20 protein-coding genes are annotated in these 22,350 nt (G+C 57.6%); 6 read left to right on the forward strand and 14 right to left on the reverse strand.

All coding sequences use genetic code 11. The features are described from left to right. Positions 1–122 precede the first annotated feature (122 nt). Entirely contained in the window at positions 123–839 is a 717-nt protein-coding gene (locus AC2FIS_RS05555) for a response regulator (protein WP_282168948.1), read from the forward strand. A 248-nt stretch (positions 840–1,087) separates the two neighbouring features. Here AC2FIS_RS05555 and aspS read toward each other — a convergent pair whose 3' ends face one another. The 4 genes from aspS to AC2FIS_RS05575 form a co-directional block, all read right to left on the reverse strand. Then, a complete protein-coding gene (gene aspS, locus AC2FIS_RS05560) occupies positions 1,088–2,863 on the reverse strand; it encodes an aspartate--tRNA ligase (RefSeq protein WP_496772284.1) in 1,776 nt (591 codons plus the stop codon). 78 nt (positions 2,864–2,941) lie between these two features. Next, entirely contained in the window at positions 2,942–3,613 is a 672-nt protein-coding gene (locus AC2FIS_RS05565; protein WP_496772285.1) for a CPBP family intramembrane glutamic endopeptidase, read from the reverse strand. Continuing rightward, entirely contained in the window at positions 3,610–4,257 is a 648-nt protein-coding gene (locus AC2FIS_RS05570) for an aminotransferase class IV family protein (RefSeq protein WP_496772286.1), read from the reverse strand. Before AC2FIS_RS05570 ends, AC2FIS_RS05565 begins: the two co-directional genes overlap by 4 nt. Then, complete coding sequence (locus AC2FIS_RS05575; RefSeq protein ID WP_496772527.1) at positions 4,212–5,339, reverse strand: aminodeoxychorismate synthase component I; 1,128 nt, start codon at positions 5,337–5,339, stop codon at positions 4,212–4,214. Before AC2FIS_RS05575 ends, AC2FIS_RS05570 begins: the two co-directional genes overlap by 46 nt. Positions 5,340–5,515: 176 nt before the next feature. On the opposite strand from AC2FIS_RS05575, the gene carB reads away from it, so the two are divergent. From carB to AC2FIS_RS05590, 3 genes are all read left to right on the forward strand, one after another. Next, the gene (gene carB / locus AC2FIS_RS05580; RefSeq protein WP_496772287.1) at positions 5,516–8,860 is read left to right on the forward strand and encodes a carbamoyl-phosphate synthase large subunit; all 3,345 of its coding nucleotides are present in this window, start codon (positions 5,516–5,518) and stop codon (positions 8,858–8,860) included. A gap of 253 nt (positions 8,861–9,113) precedes the next feature. Then, positions 9,114–9,524 (forward strand): VOC family protein, encoded by a 411-nt coding sequence (locus tag AC2FIS_RS05585; protein WP_472723148.1) that lies wholly within the window; start codon positions 9,114–9,116, stop codon positions 9,522–9,524. Positions 9,525–9,618: 94 nt separating this feature from the next. Next, a complete protein-coding gene (locus AC2FIS_RS05590) occupies positions 9,619–10,749 on the forward strand; it encodes a hypothetical protein (RefSeq protein ID WP_472723147.1) in 1,131 nt (376 codons plus the stop codon). A 36-nt stretch (positions 10,750–10,785) separates the two neighbouring features. On the opposite strand, the gene AC2FIS_RS05595 is transcribed toward AC2FIS_RS05590, so the two are convergent. Genes AC2FIS_RS05595 through AC2FIS_RS05605 form a run of 3 tightly spaced genes read right to left on the reverse strand, consistent with a single transcriptional unit; the run spans position 10,786 to position 15,346 of the window. Next, positions 10,786–13,833 carry an efflux RND transporter permease subunit gene (locus tag AC2FIS_RS05595; RefSeq protein ID WP_496772288.1) on the reverse strand — a complete coding sequence of 1,016 codons (3,048 nt, stop codon included), beginning with the start codon at positions 13,831–13,833 and terminating at the stop codon, positions 10,786–10,788. 11 nt (positions 13,834–13,844) lie between these two features. Next, positions 13,845–14,882 carry an efflux RND transporter periplasmic adaptor subunit gene (locus AC2FIS_RS05600; RefSeq protein WP_496772290.1) on the reverse strand — a complete coding sequence of 346 codons (1,038 nt, stop codon included), beginning with the start codon at positions 14,880–14,882 and terminating at the stop codon, positions 13,845–13,847. After that, positions 14,879–15,346 (reverse strand): MarR family winged helix-turn-helix transcriptional regulator, encoded by a 468-nt coding sequence (locus AC2FIS_RS05605; protein WP_496772291.1) that lies wholly within the window; start codon positions 15,344–15,346, stop codon positions 14,879–14,881. The genes AC2FIS_RS05600 and AC2FIS_RS05605 overlap by 4 nt, the downstream gene beginning before the upstream one ends. 168 nt (positions 15,347–15,514) lie before the next feature. On the opposite strand from AC2FIS_RS05605, the gene AC2FIS_RS05610 reads away from it, so the two are divergent. Next, the gene (locus AC2FIS_RS05610; RefSeq protein ID WP_496772529.1) at positions 15,515–16,639 is read left to right on the forward strand and encodes a beta-ketoacyl-ACP synthase III; all 1,125 of its coding nucleotides are present in this window, start codon (positions 15,515–15,517) and stop codon (positions 16,637–16,639) included. Between the two features lie 10 nt (positions 16,640–16,649). Here the strand turns inward: AC2FIS_RS05610 and AC2FIS_RS05615 are convergent, their stop codons facing one another. After that, positions 16,650–17,654: a hypothetical protein gene (locus AC2FIS_RS05615; protein WP_496772292.1), complete on the reverse strand. Its 1,005-nt coding sequence runs from the start codon at positions 17,652–17,654 to the stop codon at positions 16,650–16,652. A 63-nt stretch (positions 17,655–17,717) separates the two neighbouring features. Further along, positions 17,718–18,179 carry a hypothetical protein gene (locus AC2FIS_RS05620; protein WP_058275729.1) on the reverse strand — a complete coding sequence of 154 codons (462 nt, stop codon included), beginning with the start codon at positions 18,177–18,179 and terminating at the stop codon, positions 17,718–17,720. Between the two features lie 355 nt (positions 18,180–18,534). On the opposite strand from AC2FIS_RS05620, the gene AC2FIS_RS05625 reads away from it, so the two are divergent. Then, positions 18,535–19,113: a thymidine kinase gene (locus tag AC2FIS_RS05625; RefSeq protein ID WP_496772293.1), complete on the forward strand. Its 579-nt coding sequence runs from the start codon at positions 18,535–18,537 to the stop codon at positions 19,111–19,113. On the opposite strand, the gene AC2FIS_RS05630 is transcribed toward AC2FIS_RS05625, so the two are convergent. The 5 genes from AC2FIS_RS05630 to AC2FIS_RS05650 all read right to left on the reverse strand — a co-directional run bounded on the left by AC2FIS_RS05630 (position 19,110) and on the right by AC2FIS_RS05650 (position 22,305). Beyond that, positions 19,110–20,060 carry a 2-hydroxyacid dehydrogenase gene (locus AC2FIS_RS05630; protein WP_496772294.1) on the reverse strand — a complete coding sequence of 317 codons (951 nt, stop codon included), beginning with the start codon at positions 20,058–20,060 and terminating at the stop codon, positions 19,110–19,112. The genes AC2FIS_RS05625 and AC2FIS_RS05630 overlap by 4 nt on opposite strands. Next, positions 20,060–20,398, reverse strand: a complete 339-nt coding sequence (locus tag AC2FIS_RS05635; protein WP_282151761.1) for a tRNA-binding protein — start codon at positions 20,396–20,398, stop codon at positions 20,060–20,062. Before AC2FIS_RS05635 ends, AC2FIS_RS05630 begins: the two co-directional genes overlap by 1 nt. Continuing rightward, positions 20,391–21,206 carry a pyrroline-5-carboxylate reductase gene (proC, locus tag AC2FIS_RS05640; RefSeq protein WP_282151762.1) on the reverse strand — a complete coding sequence of 272 codons (816 nt, stop codon included), beginning with the start codon at positions 21,204–21,206 and terminating at the stop codon, positions 20,391–20,393. The genes AC2FIS_RS05635 and proC overlap by 8 nt, the downstream gene beginning before the upstream one ends. 36 nt (positions 21,207–21,242) lie before the next feature. Then, positions 21,243–21,743, reverse strand: a complete 501-nt coding sequence (locus tag AC2FIS_RS05645) for a type III secretion system chaperone family protein (protein WP_058275545.1) — start codon at positions 21,741–21,743, stop codon at positions 21,243–21,245. Between the two features lie 313 nt (positions 21,744–22,056). Beyond that, positions 22,057–22,305, reverse strand: a complete 249-nt coding sequence (locus AC2FIS_RS05650; protein ID WP_496772295.1) for an accessory factor UbiK family protein — start codon at positions 22,303–22,305, stop codon at positions 22,057–22,059. Positions 22,306–22,350 lie beyond the last annotated feature (45 nt).

Consider the following 22,350-nt stretch of genomic DNA (forward strand, 5'->3'; position numbering starts at 1 on the left):
TATTCTGCGTTGCAGCGGTTATGGGGGCTGATTGAACAAAGAACAAGTGCGCCAAATTGCCGTTAACGCCCTGTTAGCCAGAAGTTCCTAGCGTGAGGCATCTGCTGATTAGGAGTTCTGCCATGGACGATTCGAGCCCCTTCGCCTCTCCCGCGCAGCCGACGGCCACGCGGCCCCTGCTGGGACAAACTATTCTGGTTGTGGAAGACAGCCGCTATGCCTGCGACGCCATCCGGTTGATGTGCCTGCACAGCGGCGCGCGCATCAGGCGGGCGGATTGCCTGCAATCGGCACGGCGTCACCTGCAGATCTACCGCCCGTCTGTCATCATTGTGGACATGGGTCTGCCGGACGGGTCCGGCGCGGATCTGATCGCCGATCTGTCTGAGGCTGCGCCCCGCATTGGGGCCATTCTTGGCATGTCCGGGGATGACCACATGAAACGCACCGCAATGCGGGCCGGTGCCGACGGGTTTTTAGCGAAACCCCTAAAATCGCTGGCTTATTTTCAGACGTCCATCCTGGAACGTTTGCCCGAAGATCGCCGCCCCAACAGCCTGCATGCCGTCCGGGATGAGATCATTAACGCCGATCCGATGGCCTATCAGGATGATATGGCCCATATCGCCGACATTCTGGCCAGTCCGAATGATCAGCGCACGCTGGATTACGCGGCACAGTTTCTGCGCGGGGTCGCCCGCGATGCCGAGGATACGGTTTTGGCAGAAGCGGTGCAGCGGCTTGCCGAATCCCGGGCAGACGGGACCCCAGTAACGGCCGTGGCCGCTCAGGTCGCCGGGATTGTGCAGTCCCGTTTGGAACAGCGTGAGGCGATTTGAGATGATGACCGCTTACTTCATAACCGCAACGATCCTGTGTCTTTGGGTCTACTGGCAAACCCGCGCCACCGCCCGCGATATTCGCTCCAGCCGGAAGTCATTTAGGGACCCGTGGGAATAGGCCCCCGACTAACGGGCTATGCAGACCTGCGACCAAGCTATGAATACCGGTCCATAGCCATGACCTTTGCAACAGCGTAAGCCACAAAAAAACCCGCTGCAGGGTCAAGCAGCGGGTTTTGCTATTCTCAGTCCTGAGGGATGATCCGTAGGCCCAGCTCCATCATCTGATCCGAGGTCGGATCGGATGGTGCATCCATCATAAGATCCTCGGCACGCTGGTTCATGGGGAACATCATGACCTCGCGGATGTTGGCTTCATCGGCCAGCAACATCACGATACGGTCGATGCCAGCGGCGCAGCCACCGTGCGGCGGGGCACCATAATGGAACGCGTTGAACAGCGCACCAAAGCGGCTTTTGACTTCATCCTCGCCATAGCCTGCCAGCTCAAAGGCCTTCAGCATGATCTCGGGCTTGTGGTTTCGGATTGCGCCCGACACCAGCTCATACCCATTGCAAGCCAAGTCGTACTGATAGCCTCGCACATCCAGAGGATTGCCTTCCAGAGCCTCCATTCCGCCCTGCGGCATCGAGAACGGGTTGTGTTCAAAGTCGATGGCACCGGATTCTTCGTCCTGCTCGTAGATCGGAAAATCCACGATCCAGGCAAAGGCGAAGCGGTCTTTCTCGGTCAGGTTCAGTTCCTCACCGATCACATCACGCGCTTTACCAGCGACCTTTTCAAAGGCTTTGGGCTTGCCACCCAGGAAGAATGCCGCATCGCCAACGCCCAGCCCCAGTTGCTGACGGATGGCCTCGGTACGTTCGGGGCCGATGTTTTTGGCCAGCGGACCGGCGGCCTCCATCCCTTCGCCCTGATCGCGCCAGAAGATGTAGCCCATGCCGGGCAGACCCTCTTTCTGAGCGAATGCGTTCATGCGGTCGCAGAACTTACGGCTACCACCGGTCGGCGCGGGGATGGCGCGGATTTCGGTGCCTTCCTGCTCCAGCAGCTTCGCGAAAATCGCGAAGCCAGACCCGCGGAAGTGGTCAGAGACCACTTGCATTTTGATAGGGTTCCGCAGATCGGGCTTGTCGCTGCCGTACCACAGCGCCGCATCTTTGTAGGAAATCTGCGGCCATTCCTGATCGACCTTACGCCCTCCGCCGAACTCTTCGAACACACCGGTTAGAACCGGCTGGATCGTGTCGAACACGTCCTGCTGTTCGACAAACGACATCTCAAGGTCAAGCTGGTAGAAATCGGTGGGCGAGCGGTCGGCACGTGGGTCTTCGTCACGGAAGCAGGGCGCGATCTGAAAGTACTTGTCGAAGCCCGACACCATTATCAGCTGTTTGAACTGCTGTGGGGCCTGCGGCAGCGCGTAGAACTTGCCCGGGTGCAAACGCGACGGCACAAGGAAGTCACGCGCGCCTTCAGGCGAAGATGCGGTGATGATCGGCGTCTGATACTCGCGGAAGCCCAGATCCCACATACGCTTGCGCATCGAGGCGACAACGTCCGATCGCAAGGTCATGTTGTTCTGCATCGCCTCGCGGCGCAGGTCCAGGTAACGGTAGCGCAGACGCGTTTCCTCGGGGTATTCCTGATCTCCGAACACCATCAGCGGCAGCTCGTCCGCAGCACCCAGAACCTCAAGTTCACGAACGTAAACCTCAATCTCGCCGGTCGGCAGTTTCGAGTTCACAAGTTCCGGGTCACGTGCTTTGACGGTGCCGTCGATGCGGATACACCATTCCGAACGTACTTTCTCAAGCTCGGCAAAGGCAGCACTGTCGCCGTCACACAGAACCTGTGTCACACCGAAATGGTCGCGCAGGTCGATGAACAGCACGCCGCCGTGATCTCGGACCCGATGCACCCAACCGGACAGGCGGACGGTTTCACCGACATTGGCGGCGGTCAGTGCGGCGCAGGTGTGGCTGCGGTAGGCGTGCATGGATATATCCCTTCGGGCGCAGAATTCGTCGCGCCGGTACACCCTGTCAGGCTTGGAAAGTCAAGGCAGGTCGCGCTGTCAAAACGGCCTTTGCACGTTGCCGGAATAGAAATAGATGCCCAGACCCGCCGCAAAGATGATATTTCCCGCAATCGCGTGCAGCAGGACCGCATAGACAAACGACCCGCGTTGGCGGTAGGCCCAAGTGAACAACAGCCCTCCGCCAAAGGTCATGACGGCGACGATCCAGCTCCAGTACATGAGGTGGGCCAGCGAAAACAGGGACGCGTTCAGAAGGTAAGCCGCCTTCCCGTTTGGCAGGATCGCCTGGTAGCGGCGGAAAAACAGCGACCGGAACAAAAGCTCTTGCGGCAGGGCCGAAGCAATCGGGTAAGCCAGCCAGATCACAGCCAGAAATTCGGGCCGATAGAGAAGCATGCGAAAGGCAGCATCCGGTCGCGTCGCCATGACGACCGCCGAGCAGAAAGCAATCATGGTCACAGTGAACAAAGCAAGCTCGCGCCAACTCCAGTTGCGCCAGTTGTACCGAAGCTCGGCCCAGGCAAAACCGGGCGTGTAATGGAGCAGGATGATACCGATGGCCGTGAAGGTGAACAGCGACGGAAACATCCAATTCGGAGGGAAGAAGACCGCGATCAGAACTGGTACTGCGACAAAGAACAGACCGAACTCCAGCCGTAGCCGCCCGTGATGCGCCCCGTCATGCGCCCAATCGCTTTGTTTGCTCACAATACCGCCAACTCCGCCCGGATCAGGCCACGTAAGGAATTCCCTACGAAAACTTTTTCCGCGTTTTTCAGATCGGTCAAGAACAAGACGCTTTCGGTAACCTGTTTATTATCAATCAGTTCTTCACGCAGAATTCCCGGAAGCAATCCGCAGGTCAGCTTTGGCGTCAGACGTCGGCCGTCCGGCATGTGCAGGAACAGGTTGGTGATGGTCCCTTCGCACAGCTCGTCACGTTCGTTCAGGAACAGAAATTCGTCTATTCCGTCCGGCAACGATGCGCGGGCCGTGTCATAAACAGAGCGTTGAGTCGTCTTGTGCTGCAACCAAACATCCGACGCGGATAGCCGTATTTTGGTGACCGCGACCCGCCATAATGGTGGGTTATCGGCCAGTACTCCGGTTGTGACATCGTATGTTCCATCAACTGCCAGCGTAAGCCGGCACCGCAGAGGTGATTGCCCTACGACAGTGTCCAGTGCCTGGATGGCGGTGCCCGCATCGAAAGGAATGCCCATGGCCGCAGCTGACCGAGCCATACGGGCCAGATGCCGATCTCGGCGAACAAACCCTTGCCCGGGTCGAAAGGCGAGTGTTTCGATCAGGCGGAAGTCAGGGTCAGCTGGTGGGCAAAGCGAGCTTTCCATAGCGCTTCCTCATATTCCGATGGGGCCGTGCTGTCCCAGATCACACCACCGCCGACATTGAGTGTGGCCGCGCCATCCTCGACCATCAGCGTCCGGATCGCCACGTTGAATTCGGAACGCCCGTCCGGCGCGGCCCAGCCGATCGCACCGCAATAAACATCGCGAGGCCAGGGTTCGAGATCGGACAGAATCTCCATGGCACGAATTTTGGGGGCACCGGTGATAGAACCGCAGGGAAACAGTGCTGTCAGGATATCGGACAGCTCGGCGCCCATATGCAGCTGCGCCTGCACCAGCGAGATCATCTGATGCACGGTCGCATAGGTTTCGACCTTGAACAGTTCGGGCACCTTAACGGATCCGGGCATCGCGACGCGGCTGATATCGTTGCGCAACAGATCGACGATCATCAGGTTTTCAGCCCGGTTCTTTTCGTCGATCGCCAGGAACGCGCGACGCCGGGCGTCTTCAGCCATATCCTCGCTGCGGGGTTGGGTCCCCTTCATCGGGCGGGTTTCGATCCCGCGGTCCGCGTTTGTGCGAAAGAACAGTTCAGGCGACCGGCTGAGTAGATCGGGCAACCCATCCTGCTGGATCAACGCGCCATGACCTACGGGCTGTCCGGCCGTGAGCGCGGCATAAAGCGCGGCGCTATCGCCCTCTACAGTCATATCAATCGGGAATGTCAGGTTGGCCTGATAGATATCCCCTGCCCCAATGGCGTCATGCACGTGTTGAAACGCCTGCGTGTACCGCACCTCGTCCCAGCGCGGTTCAAAATGGGTCACTCCGCCGGATGCAGCGGGCAATTCCCGCTGAATGGGGTGATCATAAACGCCGAAGCATAGTAAAGGCAGCCGACGGCCTTCTGGCATGCGCTCAGAGAGACGCGGTTCCAGCACGTACCCCAACTCATAGCTGGCATAGCCGGCCAACCAAGCCCCTTGTGCGCGCGCCTCGTCCAGCGCCTCCAACGCGTGGGGCACGTCCTCCGCATTGTCCGCGCGGATCATCTCGGCTGGCCGGTCGAAACTGGTTCCTGACCCGGCTGGCCCCTGATCAAAACGAATACGCAATTGCATCCTCATTTGCCGTGCTGCGCGGTATAGAGAATACGCCGCCAAGGGAAAGGGGGGAAAGCGGCAATTTCGCCCCTGTTTCCGATCCCCCTTGCACCTTTTCGCGCGGTCCCTATAACGCAGGACAATTTGGGCGCTTGGGGGTGCCCTGAATCGCGGACAATCGAAGGAACGTGGCCATGCCGAGAAGAACCGACATTCAGTCGATCATGATCATCGGGGCGGGCCCCATTGTTATTGGTCAGGCTTGCGAGTTCGACTATTCCGGCGCTCAGGCCTGCAAGGCACTACGGGAAGAAGGATACCGGGTCATTCTGGTGAACTCAAACCCCGCCACGATCATGACCGACCCCGGGCTGGCCGACGCGACATATATCGAACCGATCACGCCAGAAGTTGTCGCCAAGATCATTGAAAAAGAACGCCCCGACGCGCTGCTGCCCACCATGGGCGGGCAGACCGGCCTGAACACCTCGCTCGCGCTGGAAGAGATGGGCGTGCTGGACAAGTTTGGCGTCGAGATGATCGGTGCCAAGCGCGACGCCATTGAAATGGCCGAAGACCGCGCCCTGTTCCGCGAGGCGATGGACCGGCTGGGCATCGAAAACCCCAAGGCCGAGATCGTGACTGCCCCTAAGAACGAACGCGGCAAGAAAGACCTGGACGCCGGTGTGGCGCTGGCCCTCGAAACCCTTGAAAATGTGGGCTTACCCGCCATCATCCGCCCCGCCTTTACGCTGGGCGGCACAGGCGGCGGCGTGGCGTATAACCGCGAAGACTATATCCATATTTGTCGGACCGGCATGGATGCCTCGCCAGTGGGCCAGATCCTGATCGATGAAAGCCTTTTGGGCTGGAAAGAATATGAGATGGAGGTGGTGCGCGACACCGCCGACAATGCAATCATCGTCTGTTCCATCGAAAACATCGACCCAATGGGCGTGCACACGGGTGACTCGATCACCGTTGCCCCGGCCCTGACGCTGACCGACAAAGAATACCAGGTCATGCGCAATCACTCGATTGCCGTGCTGCGCGAGATCGGGGTCGAGACCGGCGGATCGAACGTGCAATGGGCGATCAACCCGGTCGACGGTCGGATGGTCGTGATCGAGATGAACCCGCGCGTATCGCGGTCTTCGGCGCTGGCGTCAAAGGCAACCGGTTTCCCGATTGCCAAGATCGCCGCCAAGCTGGCTGTGGGCTACACGCTGGACGAGCTGGACAACGACATCACCAAGGTCACCCCGGCCAGCTTTGAGCCGACCATCGACTATGTTGTCACCAAGATCCCAAAATTCGCGTTCGAGAAGTTCCCCGGCTCCGAGCCCTACCTGACCACCGCGATGAAATCGGTAGGTGAGGCGATGTCCATCGGCCGCACGATCCACGAATCGATGCAAAAGGCGCTGGCCTCGATGGAATCAGGCCTGACCGGGTTTGATGAGATCGAAATCCCCGGCCTGAACGTTGGCGTCTGGGAAGAAGTCGACGACAAGGCCGCCGTTATTAAGGCAATCAGCCAGCAGACACCTGACCGCTTGCGCACCATTGCGCAAGCCATGCGTCACGGGTTGACCGATGATGAGATCTTCGGCGTCACCAAGTTCGACCCTTGGTTCCTTGCCCGTATCCGCGAGATCATCGAAGCCGAACGCCAAGTACGCAAAGACGGCCTGCCAGTGACCGAGGAAGGCATCCGTAAGCTCAAGATGCTGGGCTTTACTGACGCGCGTTTGGGCAATCTGACTGGTCGTGACGAAGACAACGTCCGCCGGGCGCGCCGCAATCTGGGCGTTACAGCCGTGTTCAAACGCATCGACACCTGCGCCGCCGAGTTCGAGGCGCAGACGCCCTATATGTACTCGACCTACGAAGCGCCCATGATGGGTGACGTTGAATGCGAGGCGCGTCCGTCTGACCGCAAGAAAGTCGTCATCCTTGGCGGTGGCCCGAACCGGATCGGTCAAGGCATCGAGTTCGATTATTGCTGCTGCCACGCCTGTTTTGCGCTGACCGAGGCTGGTTATGAAACCATCATGATCAACTGCAATCCCGAGACCGTGTCGACCGACTACGACACCTCGGATCGTCTGTATTTTGAACCGCTGACTTTTGAACACGTCATGGAAATCCTGACAAAGGAACAGGAAAACGGAACACTGCACGGCGTGATCGTTCAGTACGGCGGTCAGACGCCCCTGAAACTGGCCAACGCGCTGGAAGCCGAAGGCATTCCGATTCTGGGCACCACTCCGGATGCCATCGATCTGGCCGAAGACCGTGAACGCTTTCAGGCGCTGGTCAATGATCTGGGCCTGAAACAGCCCAGAAACGGCATCGCATCAACCGACGCGCAGGCGCTGGATATTGCTGAAGAGATCGGTTTTCCGCTGGTGATCCGCCCCTCTTACGTTCTGGGCGGTCGTGCGATGGAAATCGTGCGCGACATGGACCAACTGAGACGCTACATCAACGAGGCTGTGGTCGTCTCCGGCGACAGCCCTGTGCTGCTGGACAGCTACTTGGCGGGCGCGGTTGAGCTGGACGTGGACGCGCTGTGCGACGGCACCGACGTGCATGTTGCGGGCATCATGCAGCATATCGAAGAGGCCGGTGTGCATTCCGGCGACTCGGCCTGTTCGCTGCCGCCCTACTCGCTATCGGCAGAGATTATCGATCAGATCAAGGGTCAGACGTTCAAGTTAGCCAAAGCGCTGAACGTTGTCGGCCTGATGAATGTGCAGTTCGCGATCAAGGACGATGCGATTTACCTGATCGAAGTGAACCCGCGCGCCTCGCGGACAGTACCGTTTGTGGCCAAGGCGACCGACAGTGCGATTGCTTCGATTGCAGCGCGCGTCATGGCAGGTGAGAAACTGTCGAACTTCCCCATGCGCCCCGCGTATAAGGAAGGTCAGGACACCAAGATTGCCGACCAGATGACGCTGGCCGATCCGGACATGCCGTGGTTCTCGGTGAAAGAGGCTGTTTTGCCTTTTGCCCGCTTCCCCGGCGTTGACACCATTTTGGGCCCGGAAATGCGTTCCACCGGCGAGGTCATGGGCTGGGACCGCGACTTCCCACGTGCCTTCCTCAAGGCGCAGATGGGGGCAGGCATGGTTCTGCCTTCCTCGGGTCGCGCGTTTATCTCGATCAAGGACGCGGACAAGGGTGCGGCCATGCTTGAAGCCGCTCAGGTTCTGCTGGAACAAGGCTTCTCGCTCGTCGCGACCCGTGGCACACAAAGCTGGCTGGCCGAGCAGGGCGTTGCCTGTGAGATCGTCAACAAGGTCTATGAGGGCCGCCCGGACGTGGTCGATATGTTGAAAGACGGCCAGGTTCAGCTGTTGATGAACACCACCGAAGGTGCGCAAGCGGTTGAGGACAGCAAAGCCATCCGATCCATCGCTCTGTATGACAAGATCCCGTACTACACGACAGCTGCCGCAAGCCACGCCGCCGCGTTGGCAATCAAGGCGCAGGCCGAGGGTGATGTCGAGGTTAGATCGCTGCAGGGCTGATCGGCCTTAACCTGCTTACACGACCGACCGTTTCGCGCGCCCGTTGACCTTATGTCGCCGGGCGCGCATCTTTTCTGTGATTGAGCAGAAGGAAAAAACAAATGCGCAGGTTTATGGTTTTCGCCGCAATGATGACGCTTGCAGCGTGTGATGTACCCTTGGTCCCGTTGATCTAAAACAGCTTTCAGTGCTATTTTTCTGAAACCCTCCGATATAAAAGACGTGTGACACTGTCCCGAAATCGGGGGAAGCCGTGCGCCTTTACGCCACATATGGAACAAATGACCTGTCGCGGGCCATTACGTTCTATGACGCGATCTTTTCTGTCCTGGAACTGCCACGCCTTCCGGGATGGACCAATGATCGCGCGGGTTGGGGAACCGAACCAGACGATGGGACCGGGTTCTGGATATGCACGCCCTTTGACGGGAACCCTTCAAAGGTGAGCAACGGGACGATGATCGCATTTCCTACGCAAAGCGCCGCAACGGTCAGACAATTTCACACCGCGGGGTTGGAGCATGGCGGCACAGACGCCGGCGCCCCGGGCACTAGGGACTATTACGCTCCTGATTTCTATGTCACTTATCTGCGTGACCCTGACGGGAACAAACTGTCCTGTTTTCATTATCACTATGACCCGGCAAGGGATCCGGGAGACTGAACCCAGCGCAAAAAATACCGGAGATCTCGCGATCCAGGCGCATGTAAGTTGGCGGCAACCATTTGAAATTGCCAGCAAGGATAAGGCAACGACATTGACACAAGAGCACTATCCGGTTTTTGCCTCCAGCAGCCTGACGGAACTTGGGCTAAGCCGCGAAATGAAACCGGGCCATGTTGGCCCGGACTATACCGAGCACGTGTACGACTATGACACGTTCTGGTACGATGCATTTTGGGACCGAGGCAGCCTGGTGGTTTTTTGTCCCAAACTGTTCGGCCTGTACCACTTGATCCGAGAAGGCCAGTTTTACCTGGATGAAGACAAAGTCGGAAAACCCCGCCTGAAGTCCCATGAATTCTATGATGCATTGATCATCCGGGCATCAAAGAAGCCACAAACCCTTAGGTTCGAATGGGGCGGTTCAAGTGTCGAGTCCCCGGTGAATTCGGTCCAGCAAGATTCAGCCCCTCACACTGGGAAAAACGTGGCCGTAACCTTGTCACGTGACAACGACCTGACCTGGATTGAAGATTTTGCCCGTTACCATTGTCAGATGCATGGGCTGGAGCAGATGCTGTTCTTCGACAATGCCTCAACTCGGTATGGGCTGGACGACATCCGCGAGGCGCTGAGGCGGGGTGGAATCCATAACCCAACGGTGCTGTCCGCGCCTTTCAGGTACGGTGTTGTTTCGCAAAACAGAAAGGGCAAAAACCGTTACAATACGATGTTTCTGCAGACTTCGCTGCTGAACATCGCGCGCTTGCGGTTTCTTTCGGGCGCTCGCGCAGTTCTGCAATGTGATATTGATGAACTGGTCTGGTGCAAAAGCGGTTCAATTTTTGACCTCACCCAAAAGCGGCCAACCGGGTTTGTCCGCCTGGGTGTGGAATGGCGGTATCCGGATGCAGGTTGCACCGAAAATTTTCGACATTCCGATCACATCCGCAAAAAGGCGGACGACAAACTGTGCAGAGCCAAATACTGTATTGCGCCCTCTGGTCCGCTTTGGTTTACGTCATGGCACGTCCACACAATCGGGCTGTTGAAGTCACGAGGCAGTCTGATCACCCCAAAATCCAATGGCATCTGGCATTGCAAGGGAATCACGTCGAGCGCTTGGCGAAGTTATGACACTAATGCCCGATCCAACTATGACATGGCCCCTGAAACGCAGGCGGCCTTAGACCGTGTCAATTGGTCGAAAAACCCGGCCGGTTAAAACTCCGGCCGGGTGTTTCAACCATGATCTGAGCGGTTAACCAGCGGCTGCTTTCATCTCGCGCCTTTCGTCCCGCGCGAAGAAGATCATGTAGAAGACGGGCGCTGCGACCATCGTCAGGATTGTCGCGAAGGCCAGGCCGCCCATAATCGTTACTGCCATGGACTTGAAGAACGCATCCGTCAGCAATGGCGCCATGCCCAGAATAGTGGTGATCGCGGCCAGCATCACTGGGCGCAGACGTGAGACCGAAGCCTCGATGATCGACTCGCGCAGACCTTTGCCGGTTTCGCGGACCAGATCGATTTCCTCGACCAGAACAATTCCGTTCTTGATCAGCATTCCCGACAGGCTGAGCAGACCCAGCAGCGCCGTGAATGTGAACGGCAGACCCGTGCCCAGCAGCCCAATGACTACGCCATTCACGGACATCGGCACCAGCAACCAGATGATAATCGGCTGACGGATGGCGTTAAAAATCAGCACCGAAATCAGCACCATGATCAGCAGGCTGACCGGCAACTGACGGCCCAGGCTTTCGTTGGCGTCACCGGCGTTTTCGAACTCGCCACCCCACTCCATGCGATACCCTGCGGGCAGTTCCATCTCTTCGATGGCAGCGCGCACTTCCGAGTGGACCTGAGCCGCCGTCAGACCCGCCGGAATTTCGGCGCCGACGGTAATGGTCAGCACCCGGTCACGACGATGAACCAGCGTGTTGAGCGATTTGTACTCGAACCCGTCGACCATCTGTTCGATTGGCACAAACTTTTCGGACTGATCCGAGTACACGACCTGATCGACGATCGAGTAATCTCCGTCCGCAGGGCGGCGGATGATGATCGGGATCAAACGGTCGCGTTCCCGGAAGACACCCGCCCTGATGCCATCGGTCGAAAATTGCAGCGTTCCGGCGATATCTTCACGGGTGACACCGGCAGTCTGCGCTCGTTCTGTGGCATAGATAGGCTGAACCGCCAGTTCTTTCTCACGCCAGTCCTGATAGACATGCAAAGCGTTCTCGGACGCACCGCGCATCCGCTGAATCGCCTCGTCCGCAAGCTGCCGCAGAACGGCTGGGTCACTACCCGAGAACCGGGCCTGGATCGGATCACCGCCGCCGGGGCCAAAGATCAGACGCTTGGTGCGGAACTCACCTTCGGGGAATTGAGCCGAGCCAAACGCCTCTAGATCAGCCTGCAATGCGGGAATGTCATCCAGAGTTTCGGTACGGATGATCATGTGGCCATAGCTGGGGTTCGGTTTCTCTGCCGAATAGGTCAGTAGAAACCGGGTTGCCCCCTGCCCAACAAATGTGGTTACGGCAACGACATCGTCGCGTTTGTCCAGCCATTCTTCGAATACAGCCATATCCTCGGCCGTTCGCGCGATGGGCGTACCTTGCGGCAGTTTGTAGTGCACGAAGAACAGCGGCGTGTTCGAATCCGGGAAGAACTGCTGTTTGACCAGTCCAAACCCGGCGAAACAGGCAACAGTGACGCCAATCAAACCGGCAACAACCAGCCAGCGGAACCGGAGCGCCCAGCGCAGGATGCTGCCGTAGACACGGAACATGATCCCGCCATAGGCATCCACAGCGCCTGCCTCACCCTGCTTGAAGAAATAGTGGCCCAGCATTGGTGTCACCGTCAGAGCCAGCACCCAGCTCAGCAGCAGTGAAATACCGATCACCGCAAACAGAGAGAACAGGAACTCGCCCGTCGCATCGGGGCTAAGACCGATCCCTGCAAAGGCCATGATCCCGATGACGGTCGCGCCCAACAACGGGATTTGCGTCTTGGAGGCAGCCTCATCCGCGGCATCGCGCGAGTTTTTCCCGCGCAGCATCGCAATCTGCATGCCCTCAGCCACAACGATGGCGTTATCCACCAACATACCCATCGCGATAATCAGCGCACCCAACGAGATCCTCTCCATCTCGATTGAGAACATCGACATGAACAGCAGCGTTCCCACCACGGTCAGCAACAGGGTTGAGCCAACAACAACCGCCGCGCGCCATCCCATAAACACCGCGAGTACGATGACCACAATGGTCACGGACATGGCGAGATTTACCAGAAAGTCATTCGAGGCCTGCTCGACCACCACGTGCTGTTGGTAGATCGGCAGGATTTCGACGCCAAACGGGATTTGCGAGTCCAGCTCGGCGAGTTTTGCATCAGCGCGTTTGCCGACCTCGACAATGTTTTCGGTAGACAGACCCGCAATGCCCAATGTGAAAGCTTCGGTCCCGTTGAACCGGATCATCACCTCGGGGTCGGTCTGGCGACCACGATACACGTCGGACATATCAAACAGGTTGATCACCTGCCCTTGCGAGCCTACCGACAATCCCGCAATCGCTGAGACACTGTCCGACCCTTCGGCAGTAAGGATGGTCGTGCGGTCATTCTCTGAGCGGACCGAGCCCGAAGCGTTCACCGAATCCGCATTGGCAATGGCCTCGTTGAGGGACTGCAGTGGCACATTCTGGTTCACCGAGATGGCCAGATCGGGCTCTACAAAGATCGCTTCTTGCGGCAGGCCCATCACTTCTACGTCTGCGACGCCTTCGACGGTCAGCAATTCGCGCCGCAAATAGGTCGACAGTTCGTGTTTTTCAGCGTCTGAAAACCCATCAGCCGTTACCGCATAAAACAGCCCGAACACGTCGCCGAACCTGTCATTGACCAGCGGTGCCTGCACACCGGAGGGCAGACTGCGGGCCGTATCACGCACTTTGGCGCGCAGCTTGGTCCAGATTTCAGGTAATTCGGTTCCGTCATATGTTGATTGGATCTCAACCTCGATCAGCGAAAGACCGGGCTGGTTCACGGATGTGATCGTATCAACCTCACCCATTTGCTGGATGGCGGATTCTAGTGGCTCGGATACCTCCAGCGCCACCTGTTCAGCGGTTGCACCGGGATATTGGGTCACGATGACCGCGTTTTTGATGGTAAAGGCCGGATCTTCCAGACGTCCCAACGAGAGGAAACCCCAGACGCCACCAAACAGGGCTATCAGGATTATCAGCCACGTATAGATCGGGCGGTCAATGGATGCGCGCGCAATGTTCATCGATCCGCCCTTCAGTTCGCAAAGCCAGCAAAGCGGCGAACGGCTTGGCCATCTGTCAAGGTGCTGCCACCCGCGACGACGATCTCATCGCCATCGTTCAACCCGGTCAAAACGCGGACTTCGCCGGTCTGTGTGGGCTCGATGGTAACCGGCACAAGCTGGACGGCGCCTTCATCGGCCCCAACCGGTGAAAACACCATGACGCCCAGACCGCCCTCTGCGTCCGAAATGATGGCCGTTGCAGGCACAACGATACCTGTCCGGGCGTCCTGGACCTTCACATTCACGGTCACTGACGAACCCGGCAAAATCTGCAATCCTTCAGGTGGCGTGAGGCCAAATTGGATGCGGAAAGTCTGACCCACGCTCGAGGTTTCGGCGTCAAATTCCCGGATCTGCAGAGGGAAGACCTCGTCGCTGGTTGGAAACTTCGCCGCAATCGCAATGTCATCTTCCTGACCCGATCGTTGGAACAGGATTTCCGGAACATCTACTTCGATCCGCAATTCGGACATATCGTGGATACGCACGATGGGCGCCCCTGCGTTTACGGTCGTGAAAGCCTCGACCGTTCGGCGCGAGACCAGCGCGTCAAACGGCGCGGTCAGTGTTGCATGTTCCAGATCGTATTCTGCATCGCGGACGGCGATATCCGCCAGTTGCGCTTCGGTTTCCGCGTCATCCACTGCCACCTGACTGGCTGTGGTTCCGCGCAGACGGGAAAGGCGGGCGACGGTACGATCTGCCTGATCCTTTTGCAGGACAGCGCGGTCATAGCGGCGCTGGAATGGTTCCTGATCCAATTGTGCGATCAGCTCGCCCTTGGGTATCACGAACCCCTCGGTTACCGGCATTTCGACGATTTGCCCGGAAACCTGGAAGGCCAGATCGACCGTCTGTCGCGCAGCGACGCGTCCAAAAAACTGGCGCGAAAAACCGGGTGATGTCTCTTGGACCATCATTAGTTTTACGGGTTTGGCGCTATCCTGCGCCAAAACAGAGGTGGCAAACACGGTCAGAGCGACGCTCAGTACAGTGAAGAGTTTCATTTCTTCAATCCCTCAGGAATTCCTGTTTTCATTATGTTTTCCCGGATCTTCCGGGCCAGTCGTGCAAATTCGGCAGTTTCGTCAGCATCCAGACCAGAGGCTCGGCGGAACAGATCCCCCGCTTCGGACATCAGCACCTGTCGCATCTCAAGCCCCTTGTCCGTCAGAACCAACAACCACGCCCGACGGTCCTCCGGATCGCGCTGGCGGGTCAGGTATCCTGCCTCTTCTAGCGCGTCAGCGGTTGACGTGATGGTGGACGGCACCGTCAGCATGTCTGCAGCCAAAACGCCCATGCGTTTGGGTCGCTCAAGCTTGACCATCATATGGCATTCCTGATGGCTTAGCCCGACCTCTAGTGCGTCTAGGCTTTCTTCCAGTTTCCAGTAGAGCGCATAGACCCCCATCATCGCCTGCACTTCGGGGCTGAGGCCGCGGACCAGCGCACTGTCGTCATGGGTCATCGGTGAATCCGTTTGTAACTTTGGCCTCGCATATACTTCGAAATATGAACTATTCAAGATGTGAAGCGGATTTCAGTGCAAACTTTGACATTCCCTTGGGTCAACGTCTCTTGATCTAACCCTTGTATGACTGCATTTTGGGCGAATCCGAAACATTCAGGTCTTATCATGTACACGCCCGCGATCACCGGCTCAGGTGTTTTCACCCCCGAAAACGTCATCACCAACGCCGAACTTGTCACGGCCTTCAACGCCTATGCCGACAAGATGAACGCCCAAAACGCAGACGCAATCGCGGCGGGTGAGATTGAGCCGATGCAGCATTCGTCAGAAGAATTCATCTTCAAGGCCTCGGGCATCGAGAAACGCTATGTGATGGACAAGGACGGTGTTCTGGACCCTGACGTGATGCATCCCTTGTTGCGTCAACGTGGCGATGACGAACCGGGCATCATGACCGAGATGGCCGTGGACGCATGTAAAAAGGCACTGGAACAGGCCGGGCGCAGCGCCGAGGACGTCGATCTGGTGATCTGCGCCGCGTCTAACCACGAACGCGCCTATCCCGCCGTCGCGATCGAAATCCAGCAAGCGCTTGGAATCAACGGGTTCGGGTTTGATATGAACGTCGCCTGTTCTTCGGCCACTTTCGGGATTCAGGCCGCCGCAGACATGGTTCGCTCCGGCTCGGTCCGTGCCGCATTGGTGGTGAACCCCGAGATTTGTTCAGGCCATCTGGAATGGCGCGACCGCGATTGTCATTTCATCTTTGGCGACGTGGCCACCGCCACTTTGATCGAACGGGTCGAAGACGCGAAGGGTCCGCATTTCGAGATTTTGTCGACACGCTGCGCGACCGAATTCTCGAACAATATCCGCAATAACAACGGCTTCCTGCGCCGCTCTCGCCCTGACGGGGTGGTCGATCGACGTGACATGCAGTTCATGCAGAACGGGCGCAAAGTCTTCAAAGAAGTGCTGCCGATGGTCAGCAAGCACATCTCGGATCACATGGACGCGGAAGGCGTGAACAGCGATGACCTGAAACGCCTGTGGCTGCATCAGGCCAACAAAACGATGAACGATTTCATTGGTAAGAAAGTGCTGGGCCGCGAGCCTGAAGCAAGCGAACAGCCCAACATCCTGCAGGATTATGCCAACACCTCCTCGGCCGGGTCCATCATCGCGTTTTCCAAGTATTCGGATGATCTGTCAGATGGAGATGTCGGCCTGATCTGTTCCTTCGGCGCGGGGTATTCAGTTGGATCGGTGATTGTTAAGCGCCACGGGTGATATGCCGAGATCACTCGGGGCAAACACCAAGCCAAGGGCCGTCGCGGCTCTCGCGTGTTACTTCCAACCAACGGTTCGGCCCTGACTTACACCATTGGTACAAGGCTGGGTCTAGTGGCCGAGTGAACGTCGCTACAACCTGATCCGTGTCCAAATTGACCTGCTTTAAACCAGCTTCGGGCAATACCGCTTTCAGCGCATCACCTAGTGCGGACAACCCGGCCCGTGCCGCAATATCCGACGTCGGGAATTGTGTCGAAATATGAAATCTGGAAAACGCCACTTCTTCATCTTTGGGCATTCCCCTTAAACTAGCGACAATCAGCTTTCGTCCCAGATCCTGAGAGGCAAGTTCACAGCCTCTGCTCGAGTTCCGGGGGCGGGGCCATTTCCAAAGTTCGAATCCCAAATAGATCTGGAGTTGCCCCTCTTTTGGCAAAACGTAGCGGCCGGGACTTGTTTTGATGTCAGCAACGCTCATTGCGCCATCAATTAGCCAGACAGCGTCATCGGTCACGTCCGCGGTCACTTCGGCCAACTCTTTCAGCTTGAACTTTTCATCCAAGACCGGACGCACCAACATCGCATTTGGAAAAGCCTGCGTACAGACCTTCAAAATTACCCGAGACGTTTCGAGCGTGATCCGATCCAAGTAAACTCGAAAGTAAGTTGCTTCGCCGGACAAGTCAGTGTTTCTGTCTGCATCAGGGCTGGTTTCCGTGGGTAGAACACCCTGAACAGTGACACCATAATAGTGGCAGAACTGCTTCAGCGAAATCGTCCCGTATAAGATCGGGCCAACATCCGCCTCAAGAATCGGTTCGGCGCTGGCGGGGTCGGCACCGGGCTTTTCGGCAATTTGAACCCTCAGCCGGCCGCCTCGGTAACGAACATAAACATCTCGTTCGTCATGGGTTTGACCATAGAACTGGCTCGGACATGACCCGCCGCCGTTTAGCAAGGCAAGGTCAAGATTCAGAGGGTCAGGAAGCTTGGGCGTATGGAAATTGAACATAGCTTGTCGCCTGATCCCCATGCGAGAGGCTATTGACCGTAGCGAAAAGAAAGCAAACCGCCGTCAGCTTACGCTTTCCTCTTCCAGATGCAGCTTCATATCCAGCAGAACTTGTTGCAGCTGGCTGGTTTCCCTCAGAAGGCGCTTGGCTTCGTTCACCGTGATGATGCCGTCCTCGATTGCCGACTGATACTCGGTCATTAGCATCGCAAACCGCTGGCTCAGCGCGATGACGTCCGAATTCACTCCGCCAGTACGGGGGCTGTCGTCGTTGCGCCCGTCATAGGACAGGGTGATGTTCTTCAGATCGGCCAGCGCCGAGGTGACGTGAGGGAAGTTTGCCACTGCCTCAAGCCGCGCCACCGCATCGACCGGCATGAACCGATCGGTATGTTCGACATTGTCAGAATAATAACGGCCCAACGTGGCTTTGGATTTGCCTGTAATCTCACACGCGGATTCGATTCCCACGTCTTTAACCAGCGCTTCAGTGTGTTTCTTCAGGTAGGCCCCGATATCTGCCATGTTTTTACCTTTACTGCCTGCACGCCCCACTAAATCTGCCATTGCGGGGGAAAGGGAAAAGAAAATTCCCATACTCGATTCATAATTGAAATGTCATATGTTGGCTATCCCTCAGATATGCGGGGGTTTTGTGAGTGAGTGGCGGCATTTAATGCCGGTAATGAGTGATTGCGGGTCGGTATTCTTGTCCCGCTACGGTTAGGCCACATGTTGGCCGACGGCGTCGCTGTTGTTGAGGCGGGGGATTCCATCCCCAATGGGCTTACGCTCGACCTCTGCAACAATGACGGCGACGTCGCTTATTAATGACTTTTGATGGCTTGCCCGAACAGGACAGGCGTTTTAGACCCGATCCATGGCAAAGTTATACTTCAATTATTCGACGATGAACGCGGGAAAATCGACCGTGTTACTACAAGCCTCGCACAATTACCGTGAGAGGGGGATGGACACCTATTTGATGACCGCGGCCCTTGATGGCCGGGCCGGTGTTGGCAGGATTGCGTCGCGGATCGGCATATCGGCTGATGCGGACACGTTCGCCGCCGGAACCGACGTTTTTTCGATGATTGAACAGCGCCTGAAAAAAGGGAACATCACCTGCGTTTTTATTGATGAGGCGCAATTTTTGACCGAAGAGCAAGTCTGGCAATTGGCCCGTGCAGTGGATGACCTGCGGGTGCCTGTCCTTGCCTATGGCTTGCGCGTGGATTTTCAGGGCTGCCTGTTTCCCGGCTCCGCTGCCTTGCTGGCATTGGCAGACGAGATGCGCGAAGTGCGGACCATTTGCGAATGCGGCCGCAAGGCGACGATGGTCATCCGTCAAGACGAAAACGGCAACGCCATCACCGAGGGCGCGCAGGTGCAGATCGGCGGCAATGAAACTTATGTTTCGCTGTGCCGCAAACACTGGCGCGAGGCCGTCGGGCGCTAGACCGGGTTCGGCAAAGATCGCCCCGCGACGAAAGCAGTAACGTTGTCCAGCGCTATATGCCCCATATCGGTGCGCACCTCTTCGGTCGCGGTGCCAAGATGGGGCAGTATCGTCACATTCTCCATATCGCGCAGGGCCTGCGGAACGGTGGGTTCGAACTCATACACATCAAGGCCGGCGCCTGCGATCTGACCGGATTGCAGGGCAGCGATCAGGGAGGATTCGTCCACAACTTCTCCGCGCGCGATGTTGATCAGGATGCCCGAAGGTTTCATCGCCTCCAGCACCGGCGCATTGATCAGGTGGCGCGTTTCCGCACCGCCGGGCACGGCGAGTACCAGGAAATCGACCGCAGCGGCCAGTTCTTTCAGGTCCGGTATGTTTTCTGCGGGAAATTCCACCTCTTTCGGGCTGCGCGACTGATACGCCACGTCCATCCCGAAACCGAAATGGCAACGCCACGCAATCGCTTGGCCAATACGGCCCATCCCGACGATCCCAACGCGTTTTCCGGTCACATGATGACCCAGCATTTGCGTCGGATGCCAGCCTTGCCAGTTGCCCGAACGGACCAGCCGTTCCCCCTCGCCCGCGCGGCGCGCGGACGACAACAGCAAGGTCATCGCGATGTCAGCAGTGGCATCGGTAACCGCACCGGGGGTGTTAGTGACCTGAACCCCTGAGGCCTGCGCGGCAGCGACGTCGATATGATTGTACCCTACACCGAAATTGGCCAGCAGTTTGCAACGCGGTTGCGGCACTTCGGAGAAAATTGTGGCCGAAAACTGATCGCCCAGGGTGGGCACGACCACATCAAATTCAGCCAATGCGCGCCGCATTTCGTCGGGCGACATTGGCAACGTGCTGCTGCGGATCTCGACGTCGAATTCGGCGCGGGCGCGCGCCTCGACAGCGGCGGTCATGGGGCGTGCTATCAAAAGTTTCATCAGTGCATCCGTCCGCCGGTTGGAACCTCGCCATCTGGACCTATCAGAACGATCTCGCCCTTGTCGTCGGGCAGGCCCAGCACCAGAACCTCGGACATGAACTTGCCGATCTGGCGCGGCGGGAAATTGACAACGGCCATCACCTGCTTGCCCACCAGCGTCTCCGGATCGTAATGCGCCGTTATCTGGGCCGAGGTTCTGCGCTCGCCAATTTCGTCACCAAAATCGATCCACATCTTGATCGCGGGCTTCCGGGCCTCTGGGTAAGGCTCGGCGCGGACGACCTTACCGACCCGGATGTCGACCTTCAGAAAATCATCGAATGAAATCTCACTCACGGGACAGCTCCTTGGAACGCTCGGTTGCGGCCTTGACGGCGCGGTGCAGCAGGTCGGGGAAACCTTCTTCCTCATGCATCAGCACTTCAAGCGCGGCTTGCGTCGTACCGTTGGGCGACGTCACGTTAACGCGCAATTGCGAGGGGTCTTCCTCGGCCGCCATGGCCAAAGCCCCTGCCCCGGCCACGGTCGATTTGGCCAGCTTCATCGCCAGATCATGCGGCAAGCCCTGTGCTTGTCCTGCCGCTGCCAGCGTTTCGATCAGGTGGAAAACGTAAGCCGGACCCGAACCGCTCAGCCCGGTCACCGCGTCCATCTGCGCCTCATTCTCAAGGCGAACTGTGTCGCCAATTGCGGATAGTAGGTTTTCCGTTAGGGCTATATCGGCGTCTGAGGCGTTTGAATTGCCGATCAATGCTGTGATCCCCTGCCGGATCGCCGCCGGTGTGTTTGGCATCGCCCGCACGATTGGGGTGCCTTCACCCAACAAAGCTTCAAAGGTAGCGATCGATGTGCCCGCTGCGACTGACACAAACAGGCTGCCGCCTCCGCCCAGTGCTTTGATCGCTGGCAGCGCCTCACCCATCATCTGCGGCTTGACGGCCACCAAAACGACCGCCGGGGCCTCGGGTAATGGAGTGTTGATATTGACGCCCTGCGCCTTCAGCCAATCCGAAGGATACGGGTCGATCACCCAGACGGCTGACGCAGGAAGGCCATGCTCCAGCCAACCGGCGAGCATGGCCGAACCCATCTTGCCGCACCCCAGAAGAACCAGCCCCTGCTCGGCGACGCGTGACATGTCCATGATTGCCCCTCTCCTTATCCGGTTTGGGGCAAATCTTTACGCGCGGCCGTAGGCCTCTGCAATGGCGACCTGCATGGCATCCTCGGGATCGCGGTTGCCCCAGGTGACCAGTTGGATCGCGGGGTAATAGCGCTCGGCGCTCAGAACCGCCGCGGTGATCATCGTGTCGATCTGCTCCGGGCTGGCCATCTGGCCACCCGCAAGAACCAAACCGTATCGGTAGACCATCAGCTTTTGATTGGCCCAATACGTAAATGCACCGGCCCAGCACTGATCATTCATCTTGTTGAGCAGTTCATAAAGCACGTTCTCGCGCTCGGAAGGCGGTTCCATTTCGAAAGAACACACCATGCGGAGCGTTTCGTCATAGTTGGACCAGGCCAAGGTGATCGAATAGGTGCGCCACTGGCCTTCGACAGCCATGGCAATCTGATCATCCCCGATCCGGTCGAAATCCCAGTCGTGGTGTTCGGCAAGATGTTCAACAATGTCGATTGGATGAAGGTCTTCTTCGAGAAACTGTTCGGAAAGGGCCATAATGCCACCTCACTAATCTCTAGCCTTTTAGGGGCTGGCAGCGCCCCAGCGCTAGTTGCTTGCTCTACAAGCCGGGCTTCCCCCGTCTGCCTGTACTAGATATGGTGCGCCGCTGGCAGGGTTCTGGCAACCCTATTTGTTGGGGATAACATCAATAAGTTGTGGACAGTCGGCAACGGCGATCAAAATATTGGTATCACAGCCAGCTTTGTCTTGATTAAATTTGGCAAGACGTCAGAATACACAACACCGCACAATCCCAGCGTGGATTGCGCGGCGGATTTCTTTTTTCAAAATCTCGAGTGTGCGGAACTTATTTGTCCAGCTTGGCTTCAAGCGCCTCAAGGCGTGCCTCAAGCGCTGCGTTTTCTTCGCGCGCTTTCTGGGCCATGGCGCGCACAGCATCAAATTCTTCGCGCGTGACGAAATCGCGGTCGGCCAGCCAGCGGTCGATCATCGACTTCATCGCGTTTTCGGCCTCGTCCTTCGCGCCTTGGGCCACGCCCATGGCGTTGGTCATCAGTTGGGAAACGTCATCAAGAATCTTGTTACGGGTTTGCATGGCTTTACTCCGGTATCGCGGTTGGTCTCTATATGGGTAAAGAAT

Source organism: Ruegeria sp. CDSB113 (assembly GCF_059611045.1).

Coding starts and splice junctions, on each gene's coding strand:
- AC2FIS_RS05555 (WP_282168948.1), top strand. CDS start 123: ATGGACGATTCGAGCCCCTTCGCCTCTCCCGCGCAGCCGACGGCCACG.
- aspS (WP_496772284.1), bottom strand. CDS start 2,863: ATGCACGCCTACCGCAGCCACACCTGCGCCGCACTGACCGCCGCCAAT.
- AC2FIS_RS05570 (WP_496772286.1), bottom strand. CDS start 4,257: ATGGAAAGCTCGCTTTGCCCACCAGCTGACCCTGACTTCCGCCTGATC.
- AC2FIS_RS05575 (WP_496772527.1), bottom strand. CDS start 5,339: ATGCAATTGCGTATTCGTTTTGATCAGGGGCCAGCCGGGTCAGGAACC.
- carB (WP_496772287.1), top strand. CDS start 5,516: ATGCCGAGAAGAACCGACATTCAGTCGATCATGATCATCGGGGCGGGC.
- AC2FIS_RS05595 (WP_496772288.1), bottom strand. CDS start 13,833: ATGAACATTGCGCGCGCATCCATTGACCGCCCGATCTATACGTGGCTG.
- AC2FIS_RS05600 (WP_496772290.1), bottom strand. CDS start 14,882: ATGAAACTCTTCACTGTACTGAGCGTCGCTCTGACCGTGTTTGCCACC.
- AC2FIS_RS05605 (WP_496772291.1), bottom strand. CDS start 15,346: ATGACCCATGACGACAGTGCGCTGGTCCGCGGCCTCAGCCCCGAAGTG.
- AC2FIS_RS05610 (WP_496772529.1), top strand. CDS start 15,515: ATGTACACGCCCGCGATCACCGGCTCAGGTGTTTTCACCCCCGAAAAC.
- AC2FIS_RS05615 (WP_496772292.1), bottom strand. CDS start 17,654: ATGTTCAATTTCCATACGCCCAAGCTTCCTGACCCTCTGAATCTTGAC.
- AC2FIS_RS05620 (WP_058275729.1), bottom strand. CDS start 18,179: ATGGCAGATATCGGGGCCTACCTGAAGAAACACACTGAAGCGCTGGTT.
- AC2FIS_RS05625 (WP_496772293.1), top strand. CDS start 18,535: ATGGCAAAGTTATACTTCAATTATTCGACGATGAACGCGGGAAAATCG.
- AC2FIS_RS05630 (WP_496772294.1), bottom strand. CDS start 20,060: ATGAAACTTTTGATAGCACGCCCCATGACCGCCGCTGTCGAGGCGCGC.
- proC (WP_282151762.1), bottom strand. CDS start 21,206: ATGGACATGTCACGCGTCGCCGAGCAGGGGCTGGTTCTTCTGGGGTGC.
- AC2FIS_RS05645 (WP_058275545.1), bottom strand. CDS start 21,743: ATGGCCCTTTCCGAACAGTTTCTCGAAGAAGACCTTCATCCAATCGAC.
- AC2FIS_RS05650 (WP_496772295.1), bottom strand. CDS start 22,305: ATGCAAACCCGTAACAAGATTCTTGATGACGTTTCCCAACTGATGACC.